Below are 25,029 nucleotides of genomic sequence, written 5' to 3' on the forward strand. Positions count from 1 at the left end.
GTGTGCCGAGTGCCGACCAGACTTCCCGGCGCGCCTGTGATTCTTGTCGAGATTTCTACGCGATGCGTCTTTACTTTAGCCCGAACAGGTGAAGGGCGCCCGGTGTGCACCGAGCGCCCTTCGGTAATGGAGTCTCAGGCGGGTCAGTCCTCGCTGGGCGCCGCCGGGAGCTTGGCCTGGATGAGCTCCATGACCGAGGAGTCGGTCAGCGTGGTGACGTCACCGAGGGTGCGGTTCTCGGCGACGTCGCGGAGCAGCCGGCGCATGATCTTCCCGGAGCGGGTCTTGGGGAGCTCGGCCACCGGCAGGATCCGCTTGGGCTTGGCGATCGGGCCCAGCTGCTTGCCCACGTGCGCCCGCAGCTCCTCGACCAGCGCGGCGCTCTCCTCCTCGCCGAGGTCGGCCTCGCCGCGCAGGATCACGAAGGCGCAGATCGCCTGGGTGGTCTGCGGGTCGGTCGCCCCTACGACCGCCGCCTCGGCGACCTTGGGGTGCGAGACGAGCGCCGACTCCACTTCGGTGGTGGAGATGTTGTGCCCGGACACCAGCATCACGTCGTCCACCCGGCCGAGCAGCCAGATGTCACCGTCCTCGTCCTTCTTGGCGCCGTCGCCGGCGAAGTAGCGGCCCTCGAAGCGGGACCAGTAGGTGTCGAGGTAGCGCTGGTCGTCGCCCCAGATCGTGCGGAGCATCGCCGGCCACGGCTCGGTGAGGACGAGGTAGCCGCCGGAGCCGTTCGGCACCTCGTTGGCGTCGTCGTCCACCACGGTCGCGGCGATGCCGGGCAGGGGCACCTGGGCCGAGCCGGGCTTGGTCTCGGTGACGCCGGGCAGCGGGCTGATCATGATGCCGCCGGTCTCGGTCTGCCACCAGGTGTCGACGACGGGCGTGGTGCCGGCGCCGATGTGCTCGCGGTACCAGACCCATGCCTCGGGGTTGATGGGCTCGCCCACCGAGCCGAGGACGCGCAGGCTGCCGAGGTCGAACTTGGCCGGGATGTCGTCGCCCCACTTCATGGCGGCGCGGATCGCGGTCGGCGCGGTGTAGAGGATGGTGACGCCGTACTTCTGGACGATCTCCCACCAGCGGCCCCGGTGCGGGGTGTCGGGCGTGCCCTCGTACAGCACCTCCGTGGCGCCGTTGCTGAGCGGGCCGTAGACGATGTACGAGTGGCCGGTCACCCAGCCGACGTCCGCGGTGCACCAGAAGACGTCCGACTCGGGCTTGAGGTCGAAGACCGCGTGGTGGGTGTACGAGATCTGGGTGAGGTAGCCACCGGTGGTGTGGAGGATGCCCTTCGGCTTACCGGTGGTGCCGGAGGTGTAGAGGATGAACAGCGGGTGCTCGGCGTCGAACGCCTCGGGCGTGTGCCGGTCGGACTGCCGCTCGACCAGGTCGTGCCACCAGACGTCGCGGCCCTCGGTCCAGGCGACGTCCTCCTGGCCGGTGCGGCGGACGACGAGGACGCTGCGGACGTTCTCCGTGCCCGGGCGGGTGAGGGCCTCGTCGACGGCCGGCTTGAGCGCCGAAGGCTTGCCGCGGCGGTAGCCGCCGTCGGCGGTGATGACGACGCGGGCGTCGGCGTCCTCGATGCGGGTGGCGAGGGCGTCGGCGGAGAAACCGCCGAAGACGAGCGAGTGCGGGGCACCGATGCGGGCGCAGGCGAGCATCGAGACGACCGCTTCGGGGATCATCGGCAGGTAGATGGCGACCCGGTCACCGGCCTGGACGCCCAGTTCGGTCAGGGCGTTGGCGGCCTTCGAGACCTCGCGCTGCAGCTCGGCGTAGGTGATCGAGCGGGTGTCGCCCGGCTCGCCCTCGAAGTGCAGGGCCACCCGGTCGCCGAGGCCGTTCTCGACGTGGCGGTCCACGCAGTTGTACGCCACGTTGAGCTTGCCGTCGGCGAACCACTTGGCGAACGGCGGGTTCGACCAGTCGAGGGTCTGGGTCGGCTCGGTGTGCCAGCTCAGGCGGCGTGCCTGCGCGGCCCAGAAGCCCAGCCGGTCGGCCCGCGCCTGCTCGTAGGCCTCCGCGGTGACGTTGGCCTGTGCGGCCAAGGCGGCAGGCGGTGCGAAGCGGCGCTCCTCCTTCAGAAGGTTGGCCAGGCTTTCGTTGCTCACGACATCTCCCTTTCCCAGGGGCCTCGTTGCGTCCCGGGCATAGCTCACCAGCCCGGGGCACACCCTGACAAGGGGTGTTGGCGATTGATTGGTGTAGACCTGTATGCGTCCGGGTGATAGGAGGTCGTCCGAGGTCAGACGGCATCGAGCACCTCCGGCCGGACGGCGGCGAACGTGCGGGACCGCTGGTCCAGGACGTACGCCTGGGCCTCGCCCACATGGAAGTACATGCCCTGGAGGTGGAGTGTGCCCTCCGCCACCCGCCGGGCGACACAGGAATGCGCCCGCAGGTGGTCGAGCTGCTGCATCACGTTGACGAGGGCCAGTCGCTCGGCGTCGTCCGCGACGGGCCGGTCGGCGAGCGCCACCTCACCGCGCCCGAGCCGCCCGATCCGCTGCATCCGGGCCAGACTCGGCCGACCGTGCCGCAGCCAGCGGGCGAGCGGGGTCTCCGGACCCGCGGCCGCCCCGGAACCACCGGCCGGTGCCGGGAGGGCCGCCGACGGACCCGGCACAGAATCCAGCAGCGCCTGCATCGCTCCGCAACCGGAGTGCCCGCAGACGGTGATGCTCCCGACCTTCAGCACCTCGACGGCGTACTCCACGGCGGCGGCCACCGAGTCGCAGGACGTGTCGGCGCCCGGCGGGGCATGAGGTTGCCGACGTTCCGCACGGTGAAGAGGTCGCCGGGCCCGCTCGACGTGATCATGCTGGTCACCAGGCGGGAGTCGGCGCAGGTCAGGAAGAGCTGGCTGGGGCTCTGCCCCTCCCGGGCGAGCCGTGCCAGCTCGTCGCGGACCAACGGCGCGGTGTCCCGCTGGAACGCGCTCACCCCGCCGATCAGCTGCCGCCCGCCCGCGCCCCCGCCGGATCCCCCGCCAGGCCCGGGGGCCGGCCGGGTGGAGTGGTGGTGGCGCCAGGACGTCCACGGCCGGAAGACGGGGGACGCGGCGCCGGGCGCGGAAGCGGGGGCGGGCCGTCGGCCGGCCCGTTCGGAGGAGCCCAACGGGTCCCGATGCTCCGTCACGTTCGGCTGAGCGGAAAGGCCGTGGCGCTCGGGGCGGTCCGGGTGTCCGGACCCTTCGGTGCGGTCGCACCGTTCTCCCGCCGCCGTGCTCCTCGCGTGAGCGGACTTCCGCACCGCCATCACGGCGGGCACCACGGCCGCGGCCGCCAGCCCCGGCACCACACCGAACAGCGCGACGGCCGCGAAAGCGACCACGTAGCCGGCCCGGGCCGCGCGGTCACGAGGCCGATGGGCGTGCGCGTGGTGGACCAGCCGCACACCGGCCGCCATGATCAACGCCGAGAGCGCGACCAAGGGAATGTGCTCCAGAGCGCTCGCGAAGAGCACCGCCCCCAGCGGCACACAAAGCCCGTACAGCACCAACGAGGTCCGGGACACGGTCGGACGGTCCCCGCTCGCCGGGCCGCCGGGCCGGAGCACGCCGCCTGCGACCGGCAGACCTCCCAGCAGTCCGGAGACGGCGGTGGCCGCTCCCTGGCAGATCAGCTCCCGGTCCGGCTGCTCCGGTGGCCGGCCGCCGTCGTCCGGAGCCAGCGTCGCCATGCCGGCCACGAGCGCCACGCCCAACACGGCAGAGCTGAGCGCGAGAAACGAACCGGACGGCAGGCCGGGGAGGGGGTGTGTCTCCCACCCGGTCAATTGCACCCGTGGCAGCGGCAGCCCCGCGCTCGCGGCGGTGACGACGGCCACCGCGGCGAGCGGCGCCGGTACGACCCCCGCCCAGCGGCCGGCCCGGCTCGGCAGCCTCCGCCAGACGAGGAGGACGGCGACCGTGGCCGTCCCCACCAGCACGCCCCTGAGCCATGGGTGCGTCACATCCCCGGCCAGCGCCACCAGATTCCGCAGCGTGGACGCTTCGGTGCCCTCCGCGCCGAAGACGCACCGCAGTTGCCCCAGCGCGACCGCCAGCCCGAGGCCGGCCAGTGCCCCGTGGACGAGCCCGGGTGCGACGAGGGGCACGGCCCGCGCCACCCGCAGGGCGCCCAGGGCGACTTGCACCAGACCGGCCAGCACGGTGACCGCGCAGGTCGCCCGCCAGCCGTACCGCTGGGTCAGCTCCGCCGTGACCGCCACCAGCGCGACGGCCGGTCCGCCGGCCCGGAAGGGCGCCCGGCCCAGACCGCCCACCACGAGACCGGCGGCGGCCGCCGCGATCAGCCCTGCCCGCAGTGGCGCGCCCGCCGCCAGGGCGATCCCCAGGCAGAACGGCGCGGCGGCCAGCGCCAAGGCGACGGAACGGACCAGGTCTCGCTGCCACGCGGCGCGGCGTGGTCGGTCCTGGACATCGTCGGCGGGCCCTTGGGCGGCCCGGGTCGGAGGGCTTGGCTGAACGTGCATGTCGGTCCCGTCTTCATCGTCGGCGGCCGGCGGGAGCGCTCGGGTGAGAGGAGCGCAATGGCAACTCTCGGTAAATGAATCGTAATGCTGAGTAAAGGTCGAGGGAAGGGGCAGACAGGGGTCAAGGAGGAGCTTCCTCCCATCAGGTGAATATGCACTCTTATCGGCTTGTCATACTTTTCTATGTCCTTCGTCCATGCGAGGTTGACGGCGGCTCAGGGCGTCCGTACGCCCACCGAGGGACCGGCCGAGCGGGCCGAAAGGTGAGGTGCCTGATGGCGGCTGCATGGAGATACACACTGGGCGCGCTCGCCGCGCTGTCGCTGGCGACCGGAACCGCGGCCTGCTCCGGCACCGGCCCTCCGGAGCCGAGCGGCCCCCAGGCCGCCCCCGGGCCCAACACGGTCGAGCGGCCGGTCCGCCTCCTCGGCGACGGCTCCACCGCCGACACCGGCCCGCAGCCTCGGCAGCCGAAGCCCCGGCGGATGACGTCCGGTGAGAAGCCACCGCAGTTCGTCGTCTTCTCCTGGGACGGCGCGGGGGAGGACAGCCAGCGGCTGTTCTCCCACTTCCGCAAGGTCGGCAAGAAGTACCACGCGACGATGACGTACTTCCTCAGCGGCGTCTACATGCTCCCCGAGGACAAACGCACCCTCTATGAGCCGCCCCAACACGCCGCCGGCGCCTCGGACATCGGGTTCAACGACGTCCGGGGCGTCCGCGACACCGTGGAGCAACTCCGGGGGGCCTGGCTGGACGGCAGCGAGATCGGCACCCACTTCAACGGCCACTTCTGCGGCCGGGACAGGGGCGTGGGCACCTGGTCACCGGCGGAGTGGAAGAGTGAGATCCGGCAGGCCCTGTCGTTCGTCCGCAACTGGAAGACCAACGCCGGACTGAAGAACGAGCCCCCGCTGCCCTTCGACTACGCCAAGGAGCTGGTCGGCGGGCGTGCCCCCTGCCTGGAGGGGCAGCACAACCTCGTCACCGCCGCACGGTCGCTGGGCTTCCGCTACGACGCCAGCTCGGCCGGCGGCCGGCAGGTCTGGCCGTCGAAGATCGGCGGCCTGTGGGACTTCCCGCTGCAGGACGTCCCCGTCCCCGGGCGTGGTTTCGAAACCCTGTCGATGGACTACAACTTCCTGGCGAACCAGTCGGGGACCACCAAGGGCGACCCCTCACGGCGGGAAGCCTGGGGACGGCAGATGCGCGACGGGCTGATGGCCGGCTTCGAGCGGGCGTACCACGGCAATCGCGCCCCCCTGTTCATCGGCGACCACTTCGAGTCCTGGAACGGCGGCATCTATATGAAGGCCGTCGAGAGCGTCATGGCCCGGATCTGCACCAAGGAGGGCGTGCGCTGCGTGTCCTTCAAGCAGCTCGCCGACTGGCTGGACGCCCAGGACCCCGAAGTGCTGGCCAAGCTGCGCCGGTTGGAGGTCGGCGAGGCGCCGAGGGGCGGCTGGGCTCACCTCGGTGACGCCCGGTCGTCCGCGCCCCACCAGCCCACCCCGCACCTGCCCTCGTGGCACGCGCCGTCCTCGCAGGAGCCCTCGACGCACGAGCCGTACGAGAACTCCCAGGGCGACGACGAAGAGGACGACGACAAGCCGACGCGGATCAGGCCGGTTCTGGTCAGGCCGGCTGCGGAGTAGTCGACATCCGCTCACCGAGCACGAAGGCGGGGTCGACCTGGGCGGCCAGGTCGGCGCCCGTCTTCGCGTTGCCCCAGCTCTCGGCGTTCTTGAGGTGGAAGTGCACCATCTGGCGGGTGTACCGGTGCCAGTCCCGCCGCTCGTAGGCCGCGTCCGCCGCCTCGTGAAGGGCGCCCAGCGCCTGGTGGTTGGCACCCTCGAGCAGTTCGAAGAGGGGCGGCCGGCCCTTTTCCATGGCCCGGACCCAGTCCGAGTGGCCGAAGGTGGTCAGCAGGTCGTCCCCGACCTCGTCCCGGAGGAAGTCCAGGTCGTCCTGCCCCTGCACCTTGTTCCCCACCACCCTCAGACGGACCCCGAAGTCCCGCGCGTACTCCTTGTACTGGCGGTAGACCGACACTCCCTTGCGGGTGGGCTCCGCCACCAGGAACGTCATGTCGAAGCGGGTGAACATCCCGGAGGCGAACGAGTCGCTGCCCGCCGTCATGTCGACCACGACGTACTCGCCCGGCCCGTCGACCAGGTGGTTGAGGCAGAGCTCCACGGCGCCCACCTTGGAGTGGTAGCAGGCGACGCCGAGGTCCGACTCGGTGAACGGGCCGGTGGCCATGAGGCGTACGGACGCCCCGTCGTCGAGGGTCACCGTCCGCGCGCAGGCCGCGTAGACCGGGTTGTCCTCGTCGACCCGGAGCAGCCGGGAACCCTCTCCGGGCGGCGTGGTCTTGATCATCGTGTCGGCGGAGGCGATCCGCGGGTTGGTACCGCGGAGGTAGTCCTTGATCAGCGGCAGGTGCGCGCCCATCGCGGGCAGGGCGGCGGCCTCCGTCTCGTCCAGCCCGAGCGCCGCCCCCAGGTGCTGGTTGATGTCGGCGTCCACGGCGATGACCGGGACCCGGTGGGCTGCGAGCCGGCGGATGAACAACGAGGACAGCGTAGTCTTTCCGCTGCCGCCCTTGCCTACGAAAGCGATCTTCATGTTCACCAAGAGTAGGTGCGGAGGTGCGTGGAGTGAGAGCGGTGAGTGAAGAAGACCACTCCTTCGGGGGGTGTAAGGCCGAAGTGCGTAGTGTCGTACCCATGAGTACGACTGCCGATCCCCTGGCCGCTCTGGGTTCCCTGCCGGGCGTCGCCGCATCCGTGGAGTCCGTGCGCAAGGCGGTGGACCGTGTGTACGGCCATCGGGTGATGCGCCGGCGCAGCAACGAGGTGACGTCCGAGGCGGCTCTTCGCGGCGCTCGTGGGTCGGCCGCGCTCTCTGGCGCCGACTGGGCGCTGGAAGAGGTGCGCCGCCGCACCGACTTCGGTGGCGAAGGTGAGCCGCGCACGGTCGGGGCGGCCCTGCGCCTGACCGCCGAGTCGGGGCAACTGCTGAGCGTGTGGCGGCAGTCGCCGCTGCGCGTGCTGGCCCGGCTGCATCTGGTGGCCGCGGGCGGTGCGCAGCCTGACGACGCGGTGGGCCGGCCGCGGCTGCGGGGCGAGTCCGTCGACGAGCCGCTCATCGACCTGCCGCTGCCCGACGCGGACGAGGTGTCGGGCCGCCTGGAGGGCCTGGCAGCCCTGCTGATCGCGGGAACCGAGGCGCCCGCCCTGGTGACGGCGGCCGTGGTGCACGGCGAACTCCTGGCCCTGCGCCCGTTCGGCTCGTACAACGGCTTGGTGGCGCGGGCGGCCGAACGCATCGTGCTGGTCGGCAGCGGCCTCGACCCGAAGTCGATCTGCCCGGCCGAGGTGGGCCACGCGGAACCGGGGCGGGACGCCTACGCGGCCGCCCTCGCGGGCTATGCCTCCGGTATGCCGGACGGAGTGGCGGCCTGGATCGCCCACTGCGGCCGGGCGGCGGAGCTCGGGGTGCGGGAGTCGACGGCCGTGTGCGAGGCCCTGCAGCGCGGCGCGGCCTGAGCTTTTAGGGCCGGACCGTCGGCGGGCGACGTACGTCCGGGCGCGAACAGGTCTGCGGCGGTACCGGTTTTCCCTTGGTACCGCCGCTGGCACGTCCGCCGGGTTACCAGTGCGTGCACGAGATGCGTCGATCAGGCGGGGGTACTTTGCTCCGCCTGGTGCGACAGGCCCGTAATCGACGGGTCGGCGTCGCGTGGGTGCCCGGCGTTCATGCGATCGGTCCGTGGGGCCGTGGTGCGTGAAGGGCGTCCTCTCGGATGTCCCTGGTCTCGCGGGCCGTTGACTCCTTTTTACTCCGCTCGCCGCTCAAGCGGAAGGCGAAGACGCACTTCTTTACTTTTAGCTTCAAAGACGGGTATTCCGGACGCCCGTGCCGGGAGTGCGGCGGCGGCTCGCCAGCCAGAACAGGCCCGCGGCCGTCAGCGCGGCGCCGGCCGTCGCCGCCGCCAGCAGGGTGGGGCGGGACGGCATGCGCAGCGCGGCGACGCGCTGCTTGAGCCGGACCGGACGGTCGAAGGTGAGCACCGGCCACTCCCGCGCCGTGGCCTCGCGGCGCAGGGCCCGGTCCGGATTGACGGCGTGCGGATGGCCGACGGCCTCCAGCATGGGCAGGTCGGTCGCCGAATCGCTGTACGCGTAGCAGCCCGCGAGGTCGTATCCCTCCGACGCGGCGAGCTCCCGGACGGCTTCGGCCTTGGTCGGGCCGTACGCGTAGTACTCCACCTCGCCGGTGAAGACGCCGTCCTCGACGACCATCCGGGTGGCGACGACGCGGTCCGCGCCGAGCATCCGGCCGATGGGCTCGACGACCTCGGCTCCCGAAGTGCTCACGATCACCACGTCCCGGCCGGCGGCATGGTGCTCCTCGATGAGCGAGGCGGCTTCGTCGTAAATGATCGGGTCGATGAGTTGGTGGAGGGTCTCTGCGACGATCTCGCGGACCTGGTGGACATTCCAGCCGCGGCAGAGCTCGGAGAGGTACTTCCTCATCCGCTCCATCTGCTCGTGGTCGGCCCCGCCCAGGAGGAAGACGAACTGGATGTATGCCGTACGCAGTGCGGCGCGCCGGTTGATCAAACCGCCTTGGTAGAAGGACTTGCCGAAGGTGAGCGTGCTCGACTTGGCAATGACCGTCTTGTCCAGATCAAAGAAGGCGGCCGTTCGGCGAGAGGAGTGGTTTTCCACGTCGCCGAGCATAGGGGCCCACCATTCGGCGTAAGCTGAGGCGTGTGGGTTTGCCTGAGAAGCCTCTCGGGTACACCATGGAAGTCACGGATCGTTCGCGACCGTGTCTAACCCGGTCCGACTCCTCCCCCCCGAGTCGGCCGTGGGGACGACCCCCGCTCTCCCCCCGGCGGGGGTCGTCGCATGTCCGGACGCGTTTCGCGTGTCACCCCGGGCCTCCTTCGCCCTCCGCGGGCCCCGCTCGGCGCCCTTCCTCTCCCCTTCATACGCGTGACTGTGCGTAATCGCCATGCTGCGCTGGGGAAGTCACCGGTATAGGTGAGCGGGATATCCACAACCGGTGAGTTGTCCACAGTTTTTCACCAAGATCCACACGATTTACCGCGCCCGCCGCACGGTGATTCCCCACGAGTTCCGCGATGACCGCGGATGCGAGAGCGCGCCATGGGGCGCGCCGGAGAAGCACCGGAGAAGGGGGAGGGGCCGTGAACGGACCCGAGACATCCGCTGGGGCGCGGACCGCCACGACACGCGGCGGGCCTTTGATCGCCACACAGGACGAGGACCTGCTCGACGATCTGCTGCGACTGTGCGCGGCGGCGGGGGCGCTACCGGAGGTCTGCCACGGCGCGCCCGCCCACCGCGGCACGTGGGACAGGGCCTCCCTGGTCCTGGTCGGCGGCGACTGCGCGGGCCGGCTGGCCGGCCTGCCGCACCGCGAGAACGTGGTGCTCGTCGGCCGCGAGCCCGCCGATCCGGACCTCTGGCGACGGGCCGTCCTCGTCGGCGCCCGGAACGTCGCGCTGCTGCCCGACGAGGAGGGCTGGCTCGTCGACCGGATCGCCGACACGGGCGAGGACGTGGACGGGCCGGCGCTCACCGTCGGCGTGATCGGCGGTCGTGGCGGCGCCGGAGCGAGCACCCTCGCGTGCGCCCTGGCGATCGGGGCGGCCCGGACCGGCCGGCGGACGATGCTGGTCGACGCCGACCCGCTGGGCGGCGGCCTCGACGTCCTGTTGGGGCCGAGCGGATCGACGGGCTGAGATGGCCAGCGTTCGCCGGCTCCCGGGGTCGGATGGCGGGCCGGGCTCTGGAGGAGGTGCTGCCCGAGCCGCACGGACTGCGCTTGCTGAGCTGGGACCGCAGCGACTCGGAAGTGCCGCCGGAGGCCGTACGCGCCGTCCTCGCGGCCGCTCGCAGGCGTGGTGGCGTGGTGGTCGTGGACCTCCCGCGCGGCACCGACGGCTCCGCGGTCGAGGTCCTCAGACAACTGGACCTGGGGCTGCTGGTGGTCCCTTCCGAACTGCGTGCCGTGGCCGCCGCCCATCGCGTCGCGTCGGCGATCGGCCTGATGATGGGCGACCTCCGGCTGGTCGTCCGGGGCCCGTGCGGGCCAGGGCTCGACGGCGAGGAGATCGCACGGCTCCTGGACATCCCGCTCGCGGGCGAGGTCCCGCAGGAGCCCGGCCTGGCCCAGGCGCTGATCAACGGCCGCCCGCCCGGCGGAGCCGAACGAGGCCCGCTGGCCGCATTCTGCGCGGAGTTCTGGGCCCGCGCCCTGCCCGAGGGGCCGGAGGTGCCGGCATGAACACCGCGCTGCTGGACGCCGTACGGCTACGACTGGCCGGCACGGGGACCGAGCCCACGCCCGCACGGGTCGCCGAGGCCCTGCGCCAGGAGGGCCGGCTTCTCGGCGACACGGAAGTGCTGGGCATCGCCACCCGGCTGCGCTCCGAACTCGTCGGCACCGGACCACTGGAGCCGCTCCTCGCCGAACCGGACGTCACCGACGTCCTCGTCACCGCCCCCGACCGGGTCTGGGTGGACCGCGGCTCCGGGCTGCGCCGGGTCGACGTCTCCTTCCCCGACGCCGCCGCCGTCCGACGGCTCGCGCAGCGCCTCGCCGCCGTCGCGGGCCGGCGGCTGGACGACGCCCGCCCATGGGTGGACGCGCGGCTGCCCGACGGCACCCGGCTGCACGCGGTCCTTCCCCCGGTGGCCGTCGGCTCGACCTGCCTCTCCCTGCGCGTCGTGCGCCCCCGGGCCTTCACCCTGGACGAACTGGCCGCGGCCGGCACGCTGCCGCCCAGTGGCCAGTGGCTCCTCCGCGCCGTGCTGGACGCCCGCCTCTCCTTCGTGATCAGCGGCGGCACGGGTTCGGGAAAGACCACCTTGCTGTCCAGCCTGCTGGGCCTGGTCGCCCCGGACGAACGGATCGTCCTCGCGGAGGACTCGGCCGAACTCCGGCCCGACCACCCGCACGTGGTGCGGCTGGAGAGCCGGCCCGCCAACCAGGAAGGCACCGGGCGGGTGACCTTGCGGGATCTCGTCCGGCAGGCACTGCGCATGCGACCGGACCGGCTCGTCGTCGGCGAGGTGCGCGGCCCGGAGGTCACCGACCTGCTGGCGGCGCTCAACACGGGTCACGAAGGCGGATGCGGCACCGTGCACGCCAACGCGGCCGCGGACGTTCCCGCCCGCCTGGAGGCCCTCGGGTCCACGGCGGGACTCGACCGGGCGGCGCTGCACAGCCAGTTGGCGGCCGCGTTGTCGGTGGTGATCCATCTGGTGCGGGGCCGTGACGGCCGCCGCAGGGTCGCCGAGGTCCATGTCCTGGACCGGGACCGGGCCGGTTTCGTGACGACCGTGCCGGCCGCGTTGTGGGGGCCCGGCGGATTCCGGCGCGCACCGGGCTGGGACCGGTTGATGGTCCTGTGCGGGCGCGGCGGGTACGCGGCGGACCATCCCGGCGCCCGGCCGGAAGCGGACGGGGGGCTGTCATGACGGCGCCGGTCGCGGTCGCCCTGCTCCTCTGTGCCGCCCTGATGGCATGGCAACTGGCGGGACGCGGCCGGGAAGTCCGGCGCGCGAGGATCGTCCTCGCCGGAAGCGGTCCCTTGGTGCCCTGGACCCCCACCCAGCCGACACGGATCCGCGCGGCCATCACCCGCTTGACGGAAGCGGCGTGTCAGCGGCGGGAGTTGCTGTGCCTGCCGGTGGGATGCCTGATCGGGTTGTGGGGTGATTCGCTTCTTCCGCCGCTCGTCGCGGTGGTCGCCGTGCCGCTGGTGAGGCGCCGACTGGACGCCCGGACGCGTCGGCGCGTCCGCGAGCGGCGTGCCGAGGCGGTGATCGAGCTGTGCGGGGCCGTCGCGGGCGATCTGCGGGCGGGGCGCCAGCCCGGTGAGGCGGTGCGGGCCTTCGACGGCGAAGCCCTGGGCCCGGCCTGGGCCGCGGTGCCGGCCGCCGCGCGCTTCGGCGGTGACGTCCCCGCCGCGCTGCGGGAGGCGGGGCGGCAGGAGGGGGCTGGAGGGCTGGCCGGGGTGGCCGCCTGCTGGCAGGTCGCGGTCGACGGCGGCGCGGGGCTCGCGGTCGGCCTCGAACGGGTCGGGCACGCCCTTTCCGTCGAGCGCGACCAGCGGGAGGAACTCGCGGCGCAGTTGGCGGGCACCAGATCCACCGCCGTGATGCTCGCCCTGCTGCCCGCCGTCGCCCTGGCCATGGGAACGGCCCTCGGTGCCGAGCCCCTGCGGGTTCTGCTGCACACACCGGCCGGTCTCGGCTGTCTCGCCCTCGGCGGGCTTCTGGAAGGCGCGGGCCTGGTCTGGACGCGGCGCATCGTGCGTGCCGCGGCCGGGGGAGGGGAGGGCACATGACCGGGGCGGGAGGAGAGGGCGCCGCGGCGCTCGGGCAGGCGATCGTGCCGGCCACCGTTCTGGTGGTCGTCGCGGCCGGCGCGGTGGCGGCACTGCGCACGGCCCACCGGCGGAATGCCGTCCGACGGCGCCCGGCACGGCTCTTCACGGCCGGTGCCCCGGACGGTGGTCCTCGCGAGGCCGCCCGGTTCCGGGCGTGGGTGGTGGGGCCGGTCGTCACCCGACGGGTGCTGCCCGCGATAGCGGCGGGTGGCTCGGTACTCGTCCTGGTGGACGGCGCCGGGGGTTGGGCCCTCGGCGCGGTCGCCGCCGGTGCGGCCTGGTGGTGGCGGGGGAGGGCGGCACGGGCCGCCGCGGCGCGCACGGACCTTCCGACGGACGACGTGTTACGCCACCTGCCCCTCGCGGCGGAGCTGCTGGCGGCGTGCCTCGCCGCGGGTGCCGGGCCGGGGGAGGCGGCCGAAGCGGTCGGGAGCTCGCTCGGCGGCCCGGTCGGTGAACGGCTGGCCCGGTCCGCCGCGGAGGTCCGCCTCGGTGGGGATCCGGCGGTCGCCTGGGGGCGGCTCGGCGAACTGCCGGGCGCCCGGGGGCTGGCCCTGAGCCTGGAACGGGCGCAGGCGACGGGAGTTCCGGCGGTGGACACGATGGCGCGGCTGGCCGGCCGTCTGCGCGCCGCGCGAGGCCGTACGGCGGCGGCCGGGGCGAGACGCGCCGGCGTCCTGGCCACGGCTCCCCTGGGGCTGTGCTTCCTGCCGGCCTTCCTGGCGGTCGGAGTCGTGCCCATGGTGATCGGCCTGGCGAGCGGGCTGCTGACCGGTGGATGAGCGAGCACGCGGGGGGCCCGGGATCAGCGCCGACGGGCCGGTGAGGGAACGGAACGCGAAGACGTCCGGGCGATGGGTCCGGAGAGGAAAAACGGCGAACGAAGGGGTGGAGATGGACATGCGGTGGTGGACGAGGGTCCGGTGCCGGGCCGCTGCGGCGGGGGAGGCCGGCATGACGACGGCCGAGTACGCGGTGGGCACGCTCGCGGCCTGCGCGCTGGCGGCGGTGCTCTACAAGGTGGTCACCAGCGGCGCCGTGAGCGCGGCGCTGCAGGCCCTGATCGAGAAGGGGCTCCATGCGGCGTTCTGACGGGGGTCAGGTCACCGCGGAGGCCGCGTTGGTGCTGCCGGCGCTGGTGCTGGTCGGCACGGCCCTCATGTGGGGGCTGGTGGCCGCCTCGGCGCAGCTCCAGTGTGTGGACGCCGCGCGGGCCGGGGCCCGCGCGGCGGCCCGGTCCGAATCCGGCCCCGCGGTGGTCGCCGCCGCGCGGTCGGCGGCGCCCGCCGGTGCCCGGGTGGCGCTGACGAGGGAGGGAGACCTGGTGAGAGTGCGGGTGGAGGCCCGGGCGGCGGGTCCGGGACCGCTCGCCGTCCGGCTCGACGGAGAGGCGGTGGCTCTTGCGGAGGAGACGGTGCGCTGACCGAGGGGCAGGTCGGGACCGGGGATCCGCCTCGGTCTGGACGGCGGTCGCCGTCACGGCGCTCTGCGCGGTGTTCCTGGCCCTGCTGGCCATGAGCCAGGCGGTGCTGGCCCGGCATCGCGCCGGCGGAGCCGCCGATCTGGCGGCCCTGGCCGCCGCCGATCACGCCCTGCTGGGGCAGGAGGCGGCCTGCGGCTTCGCCCGCCGGGTCGCCGACGCCCAGCGGGCGGCCGTGGTCGGGTGCGTCGTGACGGGTGAGACGGCCGAGGTGGCGGCCGAGGCGGGAGCGGGCCCTTATACGGTCCGGGTCCGCTCCCGGGCGGGTCCCGCCTCGGAGGTCGGAGCCCCAGCGGAAGCGAAGGCCGGGTCGCTGGGGAGAGGGCCTTGAGGGCGGGGCCGGGCTACCGGTTGGCGTCCGCCGTCGGGTCGTCCACCGGTTTCGGGGCGTCGGCCAGGAGGCGGGTGAGGAGGCGGATCGCGGCCCGTTTGTCGAGGGGGTCGTTGCCGTTGCCGCACTTGGGCGACTGGATGCAGGACGGGCAGCCCGCGTCGCACTCGCAGGACGCGATGGCCTCGCGGGTGGCCGCCAGCCAGCGGGCGGCCGTGTGGAAGGCGCGCTCGGCGAAGCCGGCGCCTCCCGGGTGGCCGTCGTAGACGAAGACGGTGGGCAGGAGCGTGTCGGGGTGGAGGGGCACGGAGACGCCCCCGATGTCCCAGCGGTCGCAGGTGGCGAAGAGCGGCAGCATGCCGATGGAGGCGTGCTCCGCGGCGTGCAGGGCCCCGCCGAGGGCCTCCTGCGGGATGCGGGCGTCGTCGAGCTGGTCCTCGGTGACCGTCCACCACACGGCCCGGGTGCGCAGGGTGCGCGGCGGCAGGTCCAGCTTGGACTCGCCGAGGATCTCGCCGGTGATGAGCCGGCGCCGGAGGAAGGAGACGACCTGGTTGGTGACCTCGACCGAGCCGAAGCAGAGCCGTGCGTCCCCCCAGGGGATCTCCCTGCCGGTCTCCAGGATGGAGATGGTGGTGGTGTCGCGGGCGGTCGTCGAGTAGGGCGGGTCGGCCTCCTCGACCAGGGCGACGGAGTCGTCGAGGTCGAGCCGCCGGACGAGATAGCTACGGCCCTGGTGGAGGTGGACCGCGCCCTCGTGGACGGTGGTGTGCGCGGCGGAGGCGTCCACGGTGCCCAGCAGCCGTCCGGTGCCCTCCTCGACGACCTGGACGGGCCGCCCGTCCTCGCCGCGGATGCCGGTGAGGTCGGCGGCGCGTTCCCGGCGGGTCCAGTGCCAGGCGGAGCCGCGGCGGCGGAGCAGCTTGCGGAGTTCCAGCCGGGCGAGCAGGCTCCGCGTCTCCGGGCCGAAGAGTGACAGGTCGGCTTCGGTGAGCGGCAGTTCCTCGGCCGCCGCGCACAGGTGCGGCGTCAGGACGTAGGGGTTGTCCGGGTCGAGGACGGTGGCCTCCACGGGCTGCCGGAACAGGGCGTCCGGGTGGTGCACGAGGTAGGTGTCCAGCGGGTCGTCGCGGGCGACGAGCACGGCGAGGGCGCCCTGGCCCCGGCGGCCCGCGCGGCCCGCCTGCTGCCACACCGAGGCGCGGGTGCCGGGGTAGCCGGAGAGGACGACGGCGTCGAGACCGGCCACGTCCACGCCGAGCTCCAGGGCGGTGGTGGCGGACAGGCCGAGCAGTTCGCCGGTGTGGAGGGCGCGCTCGATGGCGCGGCGTTCCTCGGGGAGGTAGCCGCCGCGGTAGGCGGCGACACGGGAGGGGAGGGAGCGGTCGACGGCCGCCAGGCGTTCCTGGGCTATGAGGGCGATCAGCTCGGCGCCGCGCCGGGAGCGGACGAAGGCGACGGTGCGGACGCCCTGCACGGCGAGGTCGGTCAGCAGGTCGGCGGTCTCGGCGGTGGCGGTGCGGCGGACGGGCGCGCCCCGTTCGCCGTGGAGTTCGGTGAGCGGCGGCTCCCAGAGGGCGAAGACGAGTTCGCCGCGCGGGGAGGCGTCATCGGTGATCTCCACCACTGGCACCCCGGTGAGGCGGGTCGCCGCGGCGGCCGGTTCCGAGGCGGTCGCGGAGGCGAGCAGGAAGACGGGTTCGGAGCCGTAGCGGGCGCAGAGCCGGCGCAGTCGGCGCAGCACCTGGGCGACGTGGGAGCCGAAGACGCCGCGGTAGGTGTGGCACTCGTCGACGACGACATAGCGCAGGGCGCGCAGGAAGGAGGCCCATCGGGGGTGGGCGGGCAGGATCGAGCGGTGGAGCATGTCGGGATTGGTGAGCGCGTAGTTGGCGTACTGCCGCACCCACTCCCGTTCCTCGAACGGGGTGTCCCCGTCGTAGACGGCGGGCCGGATGGCCTTGCCGAGCGGCGCGGCGAGTTCCCGGACGGCCCGCCGCTGGTCGGCGGCGAGCGCCTTGGTGGGCGCCAGGTAGAGGGCGGTGGCACCGCGGCCGTTGGGGGCCTCGGAGCCGTCCAGCAGGGTGCTCAGGACGGGCGCCAGGTACGCGAGGGATTTTCCGGAGGCGGTGCCGGTGGCGACCACGGCCGATTCGCCGCGCAGCGCGTGCTCGGCCATGAGCGCCTGGTGCGCCCACGGCCGGGCGATGCCGGCGGCCCGGATGGCGTCGGTCACTTCCGGCCGGATCTTCTCGGGCCAGGGGGCATGACGTCCGGGACGAGGGGGCAAGTGCTCCGTATGAGTGATGCGTGCAGCCCGGCCTGCCCCGGCGGCGAGTCGGTCGAGGACCGCCCGGGGAGCGGGATGTACGCCCGCCTCCGGCGGGAGTTGATCGTGGGCCATCGACATCGAGTGTGTCACTGGCGTGACGGACAATGGCGTCAAGGCGTCGTGCGCGCCTGCCGGTAAGTGATTGAATGCCATCGCGGCTGCCGATCCATGGGGGGCGACCGCTCGATGCAAGGTGCTGGAGGATCCGTGGACCTGTCCCTGTCGACCCGGACCGTTGGCGACCGTACGGTTGTCGAGGTGGGTGGCGAGATTGATGTGTACACCGCGCCCAAGCTGCGGGAGCAGCTGGTCGAGCTTGTCAACGACGGCAGCTACCACCTCGTCGTGGACATGGAGCGGGTCGACTTCCTCGACTCGACCGGTCTCGGCGTGCTGGTCGGCGGCCTGAAGCGGGTGCGGGCGCACGAGGGCTCGCTGCGCCTGGTCTGCAACCAGGAGCGCATTCTCAAGATTTTCCGAATCACCGGTCTGACCAAGGTGTTCCCGATCCACACCTCGGTCGACGACGCGGTGTCGGCGACCGACTGACGGTCGCCGCAGGACTGGTACGCGGGGGCGCCGGGCAGGCCGCTCGGTTCCTCCGTGATGTCGCCCTGCCCCGGAGGCGAGGGGGAGGGCACGTACGACTGAGGGGGATGGGATGGCCACCGTCGAACTGCTCTTCAGTGCCCTTCCCGAGCACGTCCGCACCGCCCGCCTGGTGGCGGCGGCGGTGGCGCGTCGGGCGGGCGTCGACGAGGCCGTGCTGGACGAGGTGCGGCTGGCCGTGGGCGAAGCGTGCTCGCGCGCCGTCGGCCTGCACCGGAACGGCGGCATCTCCTCCCCGGTCCGGGTCCGGCTCACCGAGGACGAGAAGAAGTTCTCCATCGAGGTGGGCGACGACGCGCCGCACCCGGTCGTCACCGAGGTCGTGGTGGGCGGCACCACGGTGACGACGACCGCCGAGCACGACGACGCGGGCTCCGACGGCGAGGACGACATGGGCCTCGCCGTCATCAGCGGCCTGGTCGACGACGTCGAGGTGTCCGCCGACGAGAACGGCGGCGTCATCCGGATGAGCTGGCCGACGACCGCGGCGGCCGTCCTGCCGTAGCCCCGCGTCCGCCGTTCGGGCCAGTGGCGGCTGCCGGATCCGCCGTAGCCGTGGGCCATGGCGGAATTCGCTTGTCTAGCCGTGATTTCCTGTCGGGTTTTCCCGGCCGGGCGGACCCCGTTCCGCCGGTCCCGTCGGCAAAGGGGCGCCGGGCCGGAAATGGGCGTGACGCATTTCCCGATCTTCACGGGCGGCCCGTCGAGTGTACGGATCTTCCACGGATTCTCCACCGGAGAAGACTCATTCCGTTTGTGGCGCCCTGTTGGGACCTCGTCATGCTCCCTACAATCCGTCCATCTTGAGCTCAGGACGCCTGAGCGTGGTGGCCGTCCCGTGTGAACGGTCCGGCCGCGCGCCCATGTGCCAAACGTCAAGGAGGACGAATGGCGGGGCCCTTCACCCCTGAACAGGTGGTCTTCACTCAGAATCTCGCGGTTGAGCTCACCGGTGGCAACCGCGTTCTCGTGATCGTCATCGCGGCCGTGGCCCTCGCGGCCCTCGTGGTGGCCGTGGTGCTGGTGCGGCAGGTGCTGGCGGCCGGAGAAGGCACCGAGAACATGAAGAGAATCGCCGCGGCTGTACAGGAAGGCGCGAATGCCTATCTGGCGCGGCAGTTGCGAACGCTCGGCGCGTTCGCCGTGGTCGTGTTCTTCCTTCTCATGCTTCTTCCGGCGGACAACTGGTCGCAGCGTCTGGGGCGTTCCGCGTTCTTTCTGGTCGGTGCGCTCTTTTCCGCGGCCACCGGCTATATCGGTATGTGGCTCGCGGTGCGCAGTAATGTGCGCGTGGCCGCCGCGGCGCGGGAGGCGGCGCTTTCCGTGGCCGGAACGGCAGCAGATTCCGCGGCCGGTTCCTCCATCGGCTCCCCTGCCGCCACGAGTCCGGAGAACGCCCCGGCCGCCGGGGCGGTGGATGCCACGACCGCGTCCCACCGCGCCATGAAGATCGCCTTCCGTACGGGCGGTGTCGTCGGCATGTTCACCGTCGGCCTCGGTCTGCTCGGCGCCTCCTGCGTGGTGCTGGTCTACGCGGCCGACGCGCCCAAGGTGCTGGAGGGCTTCGGTTTCGGGGCGGCGCTGCTGGCCATGTTCATGCGGGTCGGCGGCGGAATCTTCACCAAGGCGGCCGACGTGGGCGCCGACCTGGTGGGCAAGGTGGAGAAGGGGATCCCCGAGGACGATCCGCGCAACGCGGCCACCATCGCCGACAACGTGGGCGACAACGTCGGCGACTGCGCCGGCATGGCGGCCGACCTCTTCGAGTCGTACGCCGTGACCCTGGTCGCCGCGCTGATCCTCGGCAAGGCGGCCTTCGGCGACTCCGGGCTCGCGTTCCCCCTGCTCGTGCCCGCGATCGGCGTGGTCACAGCCATGATCGGCATCTTCGCGGTGGCGCCGCGCCGGGCCGACCGGAGCGGGATGACGGCCATCAACCGGGGCTTCTTCGTCTCGGCCGTCATCTCCCTCGCGCTCGTCGCGCTGGCCGTCTACACCTATCTGCCGTCCACTTATGCGGATCTGGACGGTCTCGGCGACCCGTCCATCAGTGGCCACGACGGTGACCCGCGGGTGCTGGCGCTGGTCGCCGTCGCCATCGGCATCGTCCTGGCGGCGCTCATCCAACAGCTCACGGGCTACTTCACGGAGACCGGCCGGCGGCCCGTGCGCGACATCGGCAAGACCTCGCTCACCGGCCCGGCGACCGTCGTCCTCGCGGGGATCTCGGTGGGGCTGGAGTCGGCCGTCTACTCCGCCGTGCTGATCGCCCTCGGCGTCTACGGGGCGTTCCTGCTGGGCGGTACGTCCATCATGCTCGCGCTGTTCGCGGTGGCCCTGGCCGGCACGGGCCTGCTGACCACGGTGGGCGTCATCGTCGCGATGGACACCTTCGGTCCGGTCTCCGACAACGCCCAGGGCATCGCCGAGATGTCCGGGGACGTCGAGGGCGCCGGGGCGCAGGTGCTGACCGAGCTCGACGCGGTGGGCAACACCACCAAGGCCATCACCAAGGGCATCGCCATCGCCACGGCCGTCCTGGCCGCGTCCGCGCTCTTCGGCTCGTACCGGGACGCGATCGGGACGGCGGTCGAGGACGTGGGCGCGAAGTCGACCGAGATGAACCTGAGCCTGGACATCTCACAGCCGAACAACCTCGTGGGCCTGATCCTCGGGGCGGCCGTCGTCTTCCTCTTCTCCGGACTGGCCATCAGCGCGGTGTCGCGGTCGGCGGGTTCGGTGGTGTACGAGGTGCGGCGGCAGTTCCGTGAGCACCCCGGGATCATGGATTACACCGAGAAGCCGGAGTACGGCCGCGTCGTCGACATCTGCACCAAGGACGCGCTGCGGGAACTCGCCACTCCGGGGCTGCTCGCGGTCATGGCGCCCATCGCGGTCGGCTTCGCCCTGGGCGTCGGCGCGCTCGGCTCGTACCTGGCGGGGGCGATCGGCGCCGGCACGCTGATGGCCGTGTTCCTGGCCAACTCCGGTGGCGCCTGGGACAACGCCAAGAAGCTGGTGGAGGACGGCCATCACGGCGGCAAGGGCGGTGAGGCGCACGCCGCGACGGTCATCGGCGACACGGTCGGCGATCCGTTCAAGGACACCGCGGGGCCGGCCATCAACCCGCTGCTCAAGGTGATGAACCTGGTGGCGCTGCTCATCGCGCCGGCGGTGGTGAAGTTCTCCTACGGCGCCGACGCGAGCAGGCCGTTGCGGATCGGCGTGGCGGTGCTGGCCACGCTGGTGATCGTGGCGGCCGTGTACGTGTCCAAGCGACGCAGCGTCACGGTCGACGGCGGCGCCGACCGGTCGGCCAAGTCGACCGATCCGGCGGTGGTGTCCTGACGCCGGACGGCGGCGGAAGCGCGGGCGGGACGGCGTGGGAACCGTACACCGGACGGTGTGTCATCAGCCGTCCGGCCGGGTGCCGTCCCGCTCGCGCGTGTCCGTACTCCTGAGCCTCCGGGCGGGCGTGTCCGGCGCGGCGAACGCCACATCGAGATTGCCGTAAATGGCGAGGTAGGAGGTCATATGGGATGCTCGGCTCGCGGGCCGTGCCGGTGGGACGTGTAAGTTCCGGGGCCGAGAGCCATTGAAGGGACCGATCCGGTGAACAAGAAGCTTTTGGCCGCACTGTCCGGCGGTGCGGCGCTCGTCCTGGCGCTGACGGGATGCGGTGGCGGCGGCGAGGACAAGGGCAAGAAGCTCGACGACTGGGCCAAGAAGGTCTGCGACACGATGCAGCCCCAGGTCAAGAAGATCCAGCAGGCCAACGCCTCGATCACCTCCGTGCGTACGGAGGAGGACTCGAAGAAGGTCCAGCGGACGGACTCGGCCGCCTTCCAGGCCAACGTCGACGCGTACAACGCCCTCGCCCAGTCCGTGCAGAACGCGGGCGCGCCGCCCGTCGACAGCGGCAAGGCCAACCAGGAGGACGCCGTCAAGGCGCTCAAGGACCTCGCCGCGTCGTACAAGACCCTGAAGACGAAGGTCGACGCGCTCGACACGTCCGACCGGGCCAAGTTCTCCGAGGGCCTCAAGAACATGGCCGCGGATCTCGGGAAGCTGAGCGGCAAGAGCGGCGACGCGCTCAAGAAGTTCCAGTCGGGCGACGCCGGCCAGGCGATGGCCAAGCAGGAGTCCTGCAAGATCCCGGCGTCCATGCCGCCCGCGCAGGTCTGACCTTCCCGGGGGCGCCGGCGAGGGAGGCGGCGGCGGGCTGTCACGGATTGTCAGTGGTGCCCCCGACAATGGTTCCGTGAGTACGCTGCCTTCCGCCGACGCACCCCTTGAGTCCGCGCGCACCGCCCGGTTGCGCGACGCCCTGCTCGCCGCCGCCTTCACGGCCGACGGTCTGCTCGAACTGCTCGGTGCCCCCGCCTACGCCGCGCTCGCGCGCAGCGAGACCGTCCCCGCCCTGCGCGCCACCCGGGGGGACGGTCCGCTGGAGACCCTGGTCCGGCTCTTCCTGCTGCAGCGGTCCGTCCCCGCCGCGCGGGCCGCCGCCGCGCTCCCCCTGGAGGACTGCCTCGCCGACGGCTGGCTGGTCCGCGACGGCGACACCGTCCGCGCGAGCGTGGACGTGCGCCCCTATGGCGGTCCGGAGGGGCAGGACTGGTGGATCGTCTCCGACCTCGGCTGCGCGGTCGGCGGCGCGGGCGGCATCGCCGGGGCGGAGCCGGTCCGTCCGGCATCGACCGCTCGGAGCTCGTCCTCGGCGTGGGCGGCGCCTCCACCACGCTCGCCGGCATCACCGTCCGCACGCCGGTCGGGAGCGCCCTCGACCTCGGCACGGGCTCCGGCATCCAGGCGCTGCACGCGGCCCAGCACGCCGGCCGCGTCACCGCGACCGATCTGAACCCGCGCGCCCTGCGCTTCACCCGGCTCACGCTCGCGCTCTCCGGCGCGCCCGAGGCGGACCTGCGCCAGGGCTCGCTGTTCGAGCCGGTGGCCGACGAGACGTACGACCTGATCGTCTCGAACCCGCCGTTCGTCATCTCCCCGGGGGCCCGGCTCACCTACCGGGACGGCGGCATGGGCGGGGACGACCTCTGCCGCACGCTGGTGTCCCAGGCGGCGGACCGGCTCAACGACGGCGGCTACTGCCAGCTGCTCGCCAACTGGCAGCACGTGGAGGGGGAGGACTGGCGGGAGCGGCTGTCGTCCTGGGTCCCGGCCGGCTGCGACGCCTGGATCGTCCAGCGGGAGGTCCAGGACGCGGCCCAGTACGCCGAGCTGTGGCTGCGGGACGCGGGGGACCACCGCACCTCCCCCGAGGAGTACGCGGCGCGGTACGACGCGTGGCTCGCGGAGTTCGAGGAGCGGCGGACGAAGGGGATTGGTTTCGGCTGGATCACGCTGCGCAAGTCCGGGGCCGAGCGGCCTTCGGTGATCGCCGAGGAGTGGCCGCACCCGGTGGAGCAGCCGCTGGGCGCGAGCATCCGGGACCACTTCGAACGGCAGGAGTTCCTGCGCACGCACGACGACGCCGCGCTGCTGGCAGCCCGCTTCCGGCTGGCTCCCGAGGTCGTCCAGGAGCAGGTCGGGCTGCCGGGTGCGGAGGACCCGGAGCACGTGGTGCTGCGGCAGAACCGGGGCATGCGCCGCGCCACCAAGGTCGACACGGTGGGGGCGGGGTTCGCCGGGGTCTGTGACGGGACTCTCGGCGCGGGCCGCATCCTCGACGCCATCGCCCAGCTCGTCGGCGAGGATCCGGTCCTGCTGCGCGACCGGACGCCCGAGGCGATCAGGCTGCTGGTGGAGCAGGGGTTCCTGATTCCGGAGGAGGAGGGGTGAGGGGCTCCGCCGGGTGAGGAACTCCGTCTGGTGCGGCGCCGTGTTCGGGCGGTGCCGTGTTCGGGTGGCGCCGCGTCCCTGAAGCGCCGCCTCTGTGAAGCGCCGCGTCCGTGCGGCGCCCGGAGCGGCCCCGGGGGCGGGGCCGCCTCCGGGGGCGGCGGCGCTCGCGAGGCGTCAGCCGCGGAGCACGTGGCCGTTCTTGTCGGTGCGGGTGTCGCTGACGAAGAACATGATGGCGTCTATCAGCGCCCAGAAGCCCAGGCCACCGCAGGTGAGGAGCTGGGCGACGCCCATGCCCACGTGCCCGGTGTAGAAGCGGCCGACGCCGAGGCCGCCCAGGAAGATCTGCAGGACGCCTGCCACGATCTTGGACTTCTCGGAGTACGGCTGCCCGTTGGGCGCGTAGCCGAAGGGCGCCGGCGGGCCCTGGTAGGGCGGCGGGGCGGGGTAGGACATGAGCGGACTCCCAAGTGGTCGGAGGATGCCGTCGGCCCGTCGATGGGGGAAGGGCCGGCACTGCGGCGATCAAGCAGACCGGAGGGGTGCGCGGAAAGTTGTGCCGGTTCCGTAATCGTGATCATTCGGTGACAGAGCGCAGACCGGGCCTGGCCGGGCGGATGTGACGACTTGTGAGGTGATTCGGCATCTGTCCGGTTGGCCGAAACCGGTCGGTCGGCGAGCCCGGCCCGCCGACGGCGTCGTCCGGTCAGGTCAGATTGCGTACCAGCGCCCAGACCACGGCGGTCCCCAGGACCGCGGCCGTCCCGCTTCGGCCGAGCCGCGGCCGGTAACGGCGGCCCTTCAGGCCCTCGACGAGCCAGCGGCCGCACAGGTACACGGCCGCGGGAAGCCCGAGGAGCAGGAGCAGCGCGTTGTCGTGGAACGCGCCGCCGAGGTCCCCGTGCATCAGGTCGTACGCCATGCGCGTGCCGCCGCAGGCCGGGCAGAGCAGGCCCGTCGCCCAGTGGAACGGGCAGCGGGGAAGCCACTGCCCGGGGCGGTGCGGGTCGGTGCCCCACAGGTAGGCGGCCCCGGCCGCCCCGGCCGCGAGGGCCCCGAGCGGTGCCGCGGCCGGGTGGCGGACGGCGCGCGCGACCTGGGCCCGCGCCCCTCGGCGGGGCTTCTCAGCCACGGAGCGGGCGGCCCGCCGAGTCGGTGTGGTTTCCGACCAGCAGCATGATTCCGTCGATCAGGGACCAGATGCCCAGGCCGCCGCAGGTGAAGAGCTGGCCGAGGGCGATGCCCACGTGCCCGGTGTAGAAGCGGCCGACGCCGAAGGTGCCCAGGAAGAGCTGGAGGACGCCCGCCACGATCTTGGACTTCTCGGAGTAGGGCCGGCCGTAGGGGTCGTAGCCGTAGGGGGCGTTCGGGTCTCCCATGTACATCCCGGGCGCGCCCGGCGCCATCGGCGGCGGGTAGGCGTAGCCGGGCTGCTGAGCGTAAGGGGACGACGCCTGCGGGTAGCCTGGCTGCTGCCCCTGCGGGGACTGGCCGTACGGGTCCTGCGGGTACCCGTACGGGGTCTGGTCGGACATGGGTGGAAAGCTCCTGCCGTGTGA

The 25,029-nt window shown here is 72.7% G+C and carries 20 protein-coding genes and 3 pseudogenes; 14 read left to right on the forward strand and 9 right to left on the reverse strand.

Annotated features, from left to right (window positions below; genetic code table 11):
- Window positions 1-143: 143 nt before the first annotated feature.
- Together acs and ACQEVS_RS18285 are read right to left on the reverse strand one after the other, a co-directional pair.
- A complete protein-coding gene (gene acs, locus ACQEVS_RS18280; RefSeq protein WP_433021679.1) occupies window positions 144-2,120 on the reverse strand; it encodes an acetate--CoA ligase in 1,977 nt (658 codons plus the stop codon).
- A gap of 134 nt (window positions 2,121-2,254) precedes the next feature.
- A pseudogene (locus ACQEVS_RS18285) lies at window positions 2,255-4,485 on the reverse strand (SulP family inorganic anion transporter).
- A 275-nt stretch (window positions 4,486-4,760) separates the two neighbouring features.
- On the opposite strand from ACQEVS_RS18285, the gene ACQEVS_RS18290 reads away from it, so the two are divergent.
- Window positions 4,761-6,140 carry a hypothetical protein gene (locus tag ACQEVS_RS18290; RefSeq protein WP_433021681.1) on the forward strand — a complete coding sequence of 460 codons (1,380 nt, stop codon included), beginning with the start codon at window positions 4,761-4,763 and terminating at the stop codon, window positions 6,138-6,140.
- Here the strand turns inward: ACQEVS_RS18290 and ACQEVS_RS18295 are convergent.
- A complete protein-coding gene (locus ACQEVS_RS18295; protein ID WP_433021683.1) occupies window positions 6,121-7,113 on the reverse strand; it encodes an ATP-binding protein in 993 nt (330 codons plus the stop codon). The genes ACQEVS_RS18290 and ACQEVS_RS18295 overlap by 20 nt on opposite strands.
- A 101-nt stretch (window positions 7,114-7,214) precedes the next feature.
- Between ACQEVS_RS18295 and ACQEVS_RS18300 the strand changes: the two genes are divergently transcribed.
- The gene (locus ACQEVS_RS18300; RefSeq protein WP_433021685.1) at window positions 7,215-8,036 is read left to right on the forward strand and encodes an oxidoreductase; all 822 of its coding nucleotides are present in this window, start codon (window positions 7,215-7,217) and stop codon (window positions 8,034-8,036) included.
- A gap of 345 nt (window positions 8,037-8,381) precedes the next feature.
- Here the strand turns inward: ACQEVS_RS18300 and ACQEVS_RS18305 are convergent, their stop codons facing one another.
- Window positions 8,382-9,233, reverse strand: coding sequence for an HAD family hydrolase (locus ACQEVS_RS18305; RefSeq protein ID WP_433021687.1), 852 nt, complete (start codon window positions 9,231-9,233; stop codon window positions 8,382-8,384).
- A 407-nt stretch (window positions 9,234-9,640) separates the two neighbouring features.
- On the opposite strand from ACQEVS_RS18305, the pseudogene ssd reads away from it, so the two are divergent.
- The 7 genes and pseudogenes from ssd to ACQEVS_RS18340 all read left to right on the forward strand — a co-directional run bounded on the left by ssd (window position 9,641) and on the right by ACQEVS_RS18340 (window position 14,730).
- Window positions 9,641-10,809: pseudogene (ssd, locus tag ACQEVS_RS18310) on the forward strand (septum site-determining protein Ssd).
- The gene (locus ACQEVS_RS18315) at window positions 10,806-12,005 is read left to right on the forward strand and encodes a TadA family conjugal transfer-associated ATPase (RefSeq protein WP_433021689.1); all 1,200 of its coding nucleotides are present in this window, start codon (window positions 10,806-10,808) and stop codon (window positions 12,003-12,005) included. The pseudogene ssd and the gene ACQEVS_RS18315 overlap by 4 nt, the downstream one beginning before the upstream one ends.
- The gene (locus tag ACQEVS_RS18320; RefSeq protein WP_433021691.1) at window positions 12,002-12,877 is read left to right on the forward strand and encodes a type II secretion system F family protein; all 876 of its coding nucleotides are present in this window, start codon (window positions 12,002-12,004) and stop codon (window positions 12,875-12,877) included. The genes ACQEVS_RS18315 and ACQEVS_RS18320 overlap by 4 nt, the downstream gene beginning before the upstream one ends.
- Window positions 12,874-13,701, forward strand: a complete 828-nt coding sequence (locus tag ACQEVS_RS18325) for a type II secretion system F family protein (protein ID WP_433021693.1) — start codon at window positions 12,874-12,876, stop codon at window positions 13,699-13,701. The genes ACQEVS_RS18320 and ACQEVS_RS18325 overlap by 4 nt, the downstream gene beginning before the upstream one ends.
- Before the next feature lie 112 nt (window positions 13,702-13,813).
- Window positions 13,814-14,011 carry a DUF4244 domain-containing protein gene (locus tag ACQEVS_RS18330; protein ID WP_433021695.1) on the forward strand — a complete coding sequence of 66 codons (198 nt, stop codon included), beginning with the start codon at window positions 13,814-13,816 and terminating at the stop codon, window positions 14,009-14,011.
- Window positions 13,998-14,342, forward strand: coding sequence for a TadE family type IV pilus minor pilin (locus ACQEVS_RS18335; RefSeq protein ID WP_433021697.1), 345 nt, complete (start codon window positions 13,998-14,000; stop codon window positions 14,340-14,342). Before ACQEVS_RS18330 ends, ACQEVS_RS18335 begins: the two co-directional genes overlap by 14 nt.
- Complete coding sequence (locus ACQEVS_RS18340; protein WP_433021699.1) at window positions 14,320-14,730, forward strand: Rv3654c family TadE-like protein; 411 nt, start codon at window positions 14,320-14,322, stop codon at window positions 14,728-14,730. The genes ACQEVS_RS18335 and ACQEVS_RS18340 overlap by 23 nt, the downstream gene beginning before the upstream one ends.
- 13 nt (window positions 14,731-14,743) lie before the next feature.
- Here ACQEVS_RS18340 and ACQEVS_RS18345 read toward each other — a convergent pair whose 3' ends face one another.
- Complete coding sequence (locus ACQEVS_RS18345; protein ID WP_433021701.1) at window positions 14,744-17,215, reverse strand: DEAD/DEAH box helicase; 2,472 nt, start codon at window positions 17,213-17,215, stop codon at window positions 14,744-14,746.
- A gap of 54 nt (window positions 17,216-17,269) precedes the next feature.
- On the opposite strand from ACQEVS_RS18345, the gene bldG reads away from it, so the two are divergent.
- From bldG to ACQEVS_RS18360, 3 genes are all read left to right on the forward strand, one after another.
- On the forward strand, window positions 17,270-17,611 hold the full coding sequence (gene bldG, locus ACQEVS_RS18350; RefSeq protein WP_049716377.1) for an anti-sigma factor antagonist BldG: 342 nt from the start codon (window positions 17,270-17,272) through the stop codon (window positions 17,609-17,611).
- Between the two features lie 112 nt (window positions 17,612-17,723).
- Window positions 17,724-18,176 (forward strand): ATP-binding protein, encoded by a 453-nt coding sequence (locus ACQEVS_RS18355; RefSeq protein WP_433021704.1) that lies wholly within the window; start codon window positions 17,724-17,726, stop codon window positions 18,174-18,176.
- 383 nt (window positions 18,177-18,559) lie between these two features.
- Window positions 18,560-21,019, forward strand: coding sequence for a sodium-translocating pyrophosphatase (locus ACQEVS_RS18360; protein ID WP_433021706.1), 2,460 nt, complete (start codon window positions 18,560-18,562; stop codon window positions 21,017-21,019).
- Window positions 21,020-21,082: 63 nt separating this feature from the next.
- Here ACQEVS_RS18360 and ACQEVS_RS18365 read toward each other — a convergent pair whose 3' ends face one another.
- The gene (locus tag ACQEVS_RS18365; RefSeq protein WP_433021708.1) at window positions 21,083-21,205 is read right to left on the reverse strand and encodes a hypothetical protein; all 123 of its coding nucleotides are present in this window, start codon (window positions 21,203-21,205) and stop codon (window positions 21,083-21,085) included.
- A 78-nt stretch (window positions 21,206-21,283) separates the two neighbouring features.
- Between ACQEVS_RS18365 and ACQEVS_RS18370 the strand changes: the two genes are divergently transcribed.
- Complete coding sequence (locus ACQEVS_RS18370; protein ID WP_433021710.1) at window positions 21,284-21,856, forward strand: small secreted protein; 573 nt, start codon at window positions 21,284-21,286, stop codon at window positions 21,854-21,856.
- Between the two features lie 76 nt (window positions 21,857-21,932).
- A pseudogene (locus tag ACQEVS_RS18375) lies at window positions 21,933-23,470 on the forward strand (DUF7059 domain-containing protein).
- Window positions 23,471-23,644: 174 nt separating this feature from the next.
- Here ACQEVS_RS18375 and ACQEVS_RS18380 read toward each other — a convergent pair.
- The 3 genes from ACQEVS_RS18380 to ACQEVS_RS18390 all read right to left on the reverse strand — a co-directional run bounded on the left by ACQEVS_RS18380 (window position 23,645) and on the right by ACQEVS_RS18390 (window position 25,005).
- A complete protein-coding gene (locus ACQEVS_RS18380) occupies window positions 23,645-23,926 on the reverse strand; it encodes a TM2 domain-containing protein (protein ID WP_433021712.1) in 282 nt (93 codons plus the stop codon).
- Window positions 23,927-24,176: 250 nt separating this feature from the next.
- The gene (locus tag ACQEVS_RS18385) at window positions 24,177-24,602 is read right to left on the reverse strand and encodes a DUF2752 domain-containing protein (protein WP_433021714.1); all 426 of its coding nucleotides are present in this window, start codon (window positions 24,600-24,602) and stop codon (window positions 24,177-24,179) included.
- Window positions 24,595-25,005 carry a TM2 domain-containing protein gene (locus ACQEVS_RS18390; RefSeq protein ID WP_433021716.1) on the reverse strand — a complete coding sequence of 137 codons (411 nt, stop codon included), beginning with the start codon at window positions 25,003-25,005 and terminating at the stop codon, window positions 24,595-24,597. Before ACQEVS_RS18390 ends, ACQEVS_RS18385 begins: the two co-directional genes overlap by 8 nt.
- Between the last annotated feature and the right edge of the window lie 24 nt (window positions 25,006-25,029).

Origin of the sequence: Streptomyces sp. CA-181903, from assembly GCF_050937075.1 — a bacterium.
Classification (GTDB): Bacteria; Actinomycetota; Actinomycetes; order Streptomycetales; family Streptomycetaceae; genus Streptomyces.

Coding starts and splice junctions, on each gene's coding strand:
- ACQEVS_RS18290 (WP_433021681.1), top strand. CDS start 4,761: ATGGCGGCTGCATGGAGATACACACTGGGCGCGCTCGCCGCGCTGTCG.
- ACQEVS_RS18365 (WP_433021708.1), bottom strand. CDS start 21,205: ATGACCTCCTACCTCGCCATTTACGGCAATCTCGATGTGGCGTTCGCC.
- ACQEVS_RS18325 (WP_433021693.1), top strand. CDS start 12,874: ATGACCGGGGCGGGAGGAGAGGGCGCCGCGGCGCTCGGGCAGGCGATC.
- ACQEVS_RS18390 (WP_433021716.1), bottom strand. CDS start 25,005: ATGTCCGACCAGACCCCGTACGGGTACCCGCAGGACCCGTACGGCCAG.
- ACQEVS_RS18330 (WP_433021695.1), top strand. CDS start 13,814: ATGGACATGCGGTGGTGGACGAGGGTCCGGTGCCGGGCCGCTGCGGCG.
- ACQEVS_RS18355 (WP_433021704.1), top strand. CDS start 17,724: ATGGCCACCGTCGAACTGCTCTTCAGTGCCCTTCCCGAGCACGTCCGC.
- ACQEVS_RS18300 (WP_433021685.1), top strand. CDS start 7,215: ATGAGTACGACTGCCGATCCCCTGGCCGCTCTGGGTTCCCTGCCGGGC.
- ACQEVS_RS18380 (WP_433021712.1), bottom strand. CDS start 23,926: ATGTCCTACCCCGCCCCGCCGCCCTACCAGGGCCCGCCGGCGCCCTTC.
- ACQEVS_RS18320 (WP_433021691.1), top strand. CDS start 12,002: ATGACGGCGCCGGTCGCGGTCGCCCTGCTCCTCTGTGCCGCCCTGATG.
- ACQEVS_RS18360 (WP_433021706.1), top strand. CDS start 18,560: ATGGCGGGGCCCTTCACCCCTGAACAGGTGGTCTTCACTCAGAATCTC.
- ACQEVS_RS18345 (WP_433021701.1), bottom strand. CDS start 17,215: ATGGCATTCAATCACTTACCGGCAGGCGCGCACGACGCCTTGACGCCA.
- ACQEVS_RS18315 (WP_433021689.1), top strand. CDS start 10,806: ATGAACACCGCGCTGCTGGACGCCGTACGGCTACGACTGGCCGGCACG.
- ACQEVS_RS18335 (WP_433021697.1), top strand. CDS start 13,998: ATGCGGCGTTCTGACGGGGGTCAGGTCACCGCGGAGGCCGCGTTGGTG.
- ACQEVS_RS18295 (WP_433021683.1), bottom strand. CDS start 7,113: ATGAAGATCGCTTTCGTAGGCAAGGGCGGCAGCGGAAAGACTACGCTG.
- ACQEVS_RS18305 (WP_433021687.1), bottom strand. CDS start 9,233: ATGCTCGGCGACGTGGAAAACCACTCCTCTCGCCGAACGGCCGCCTTC.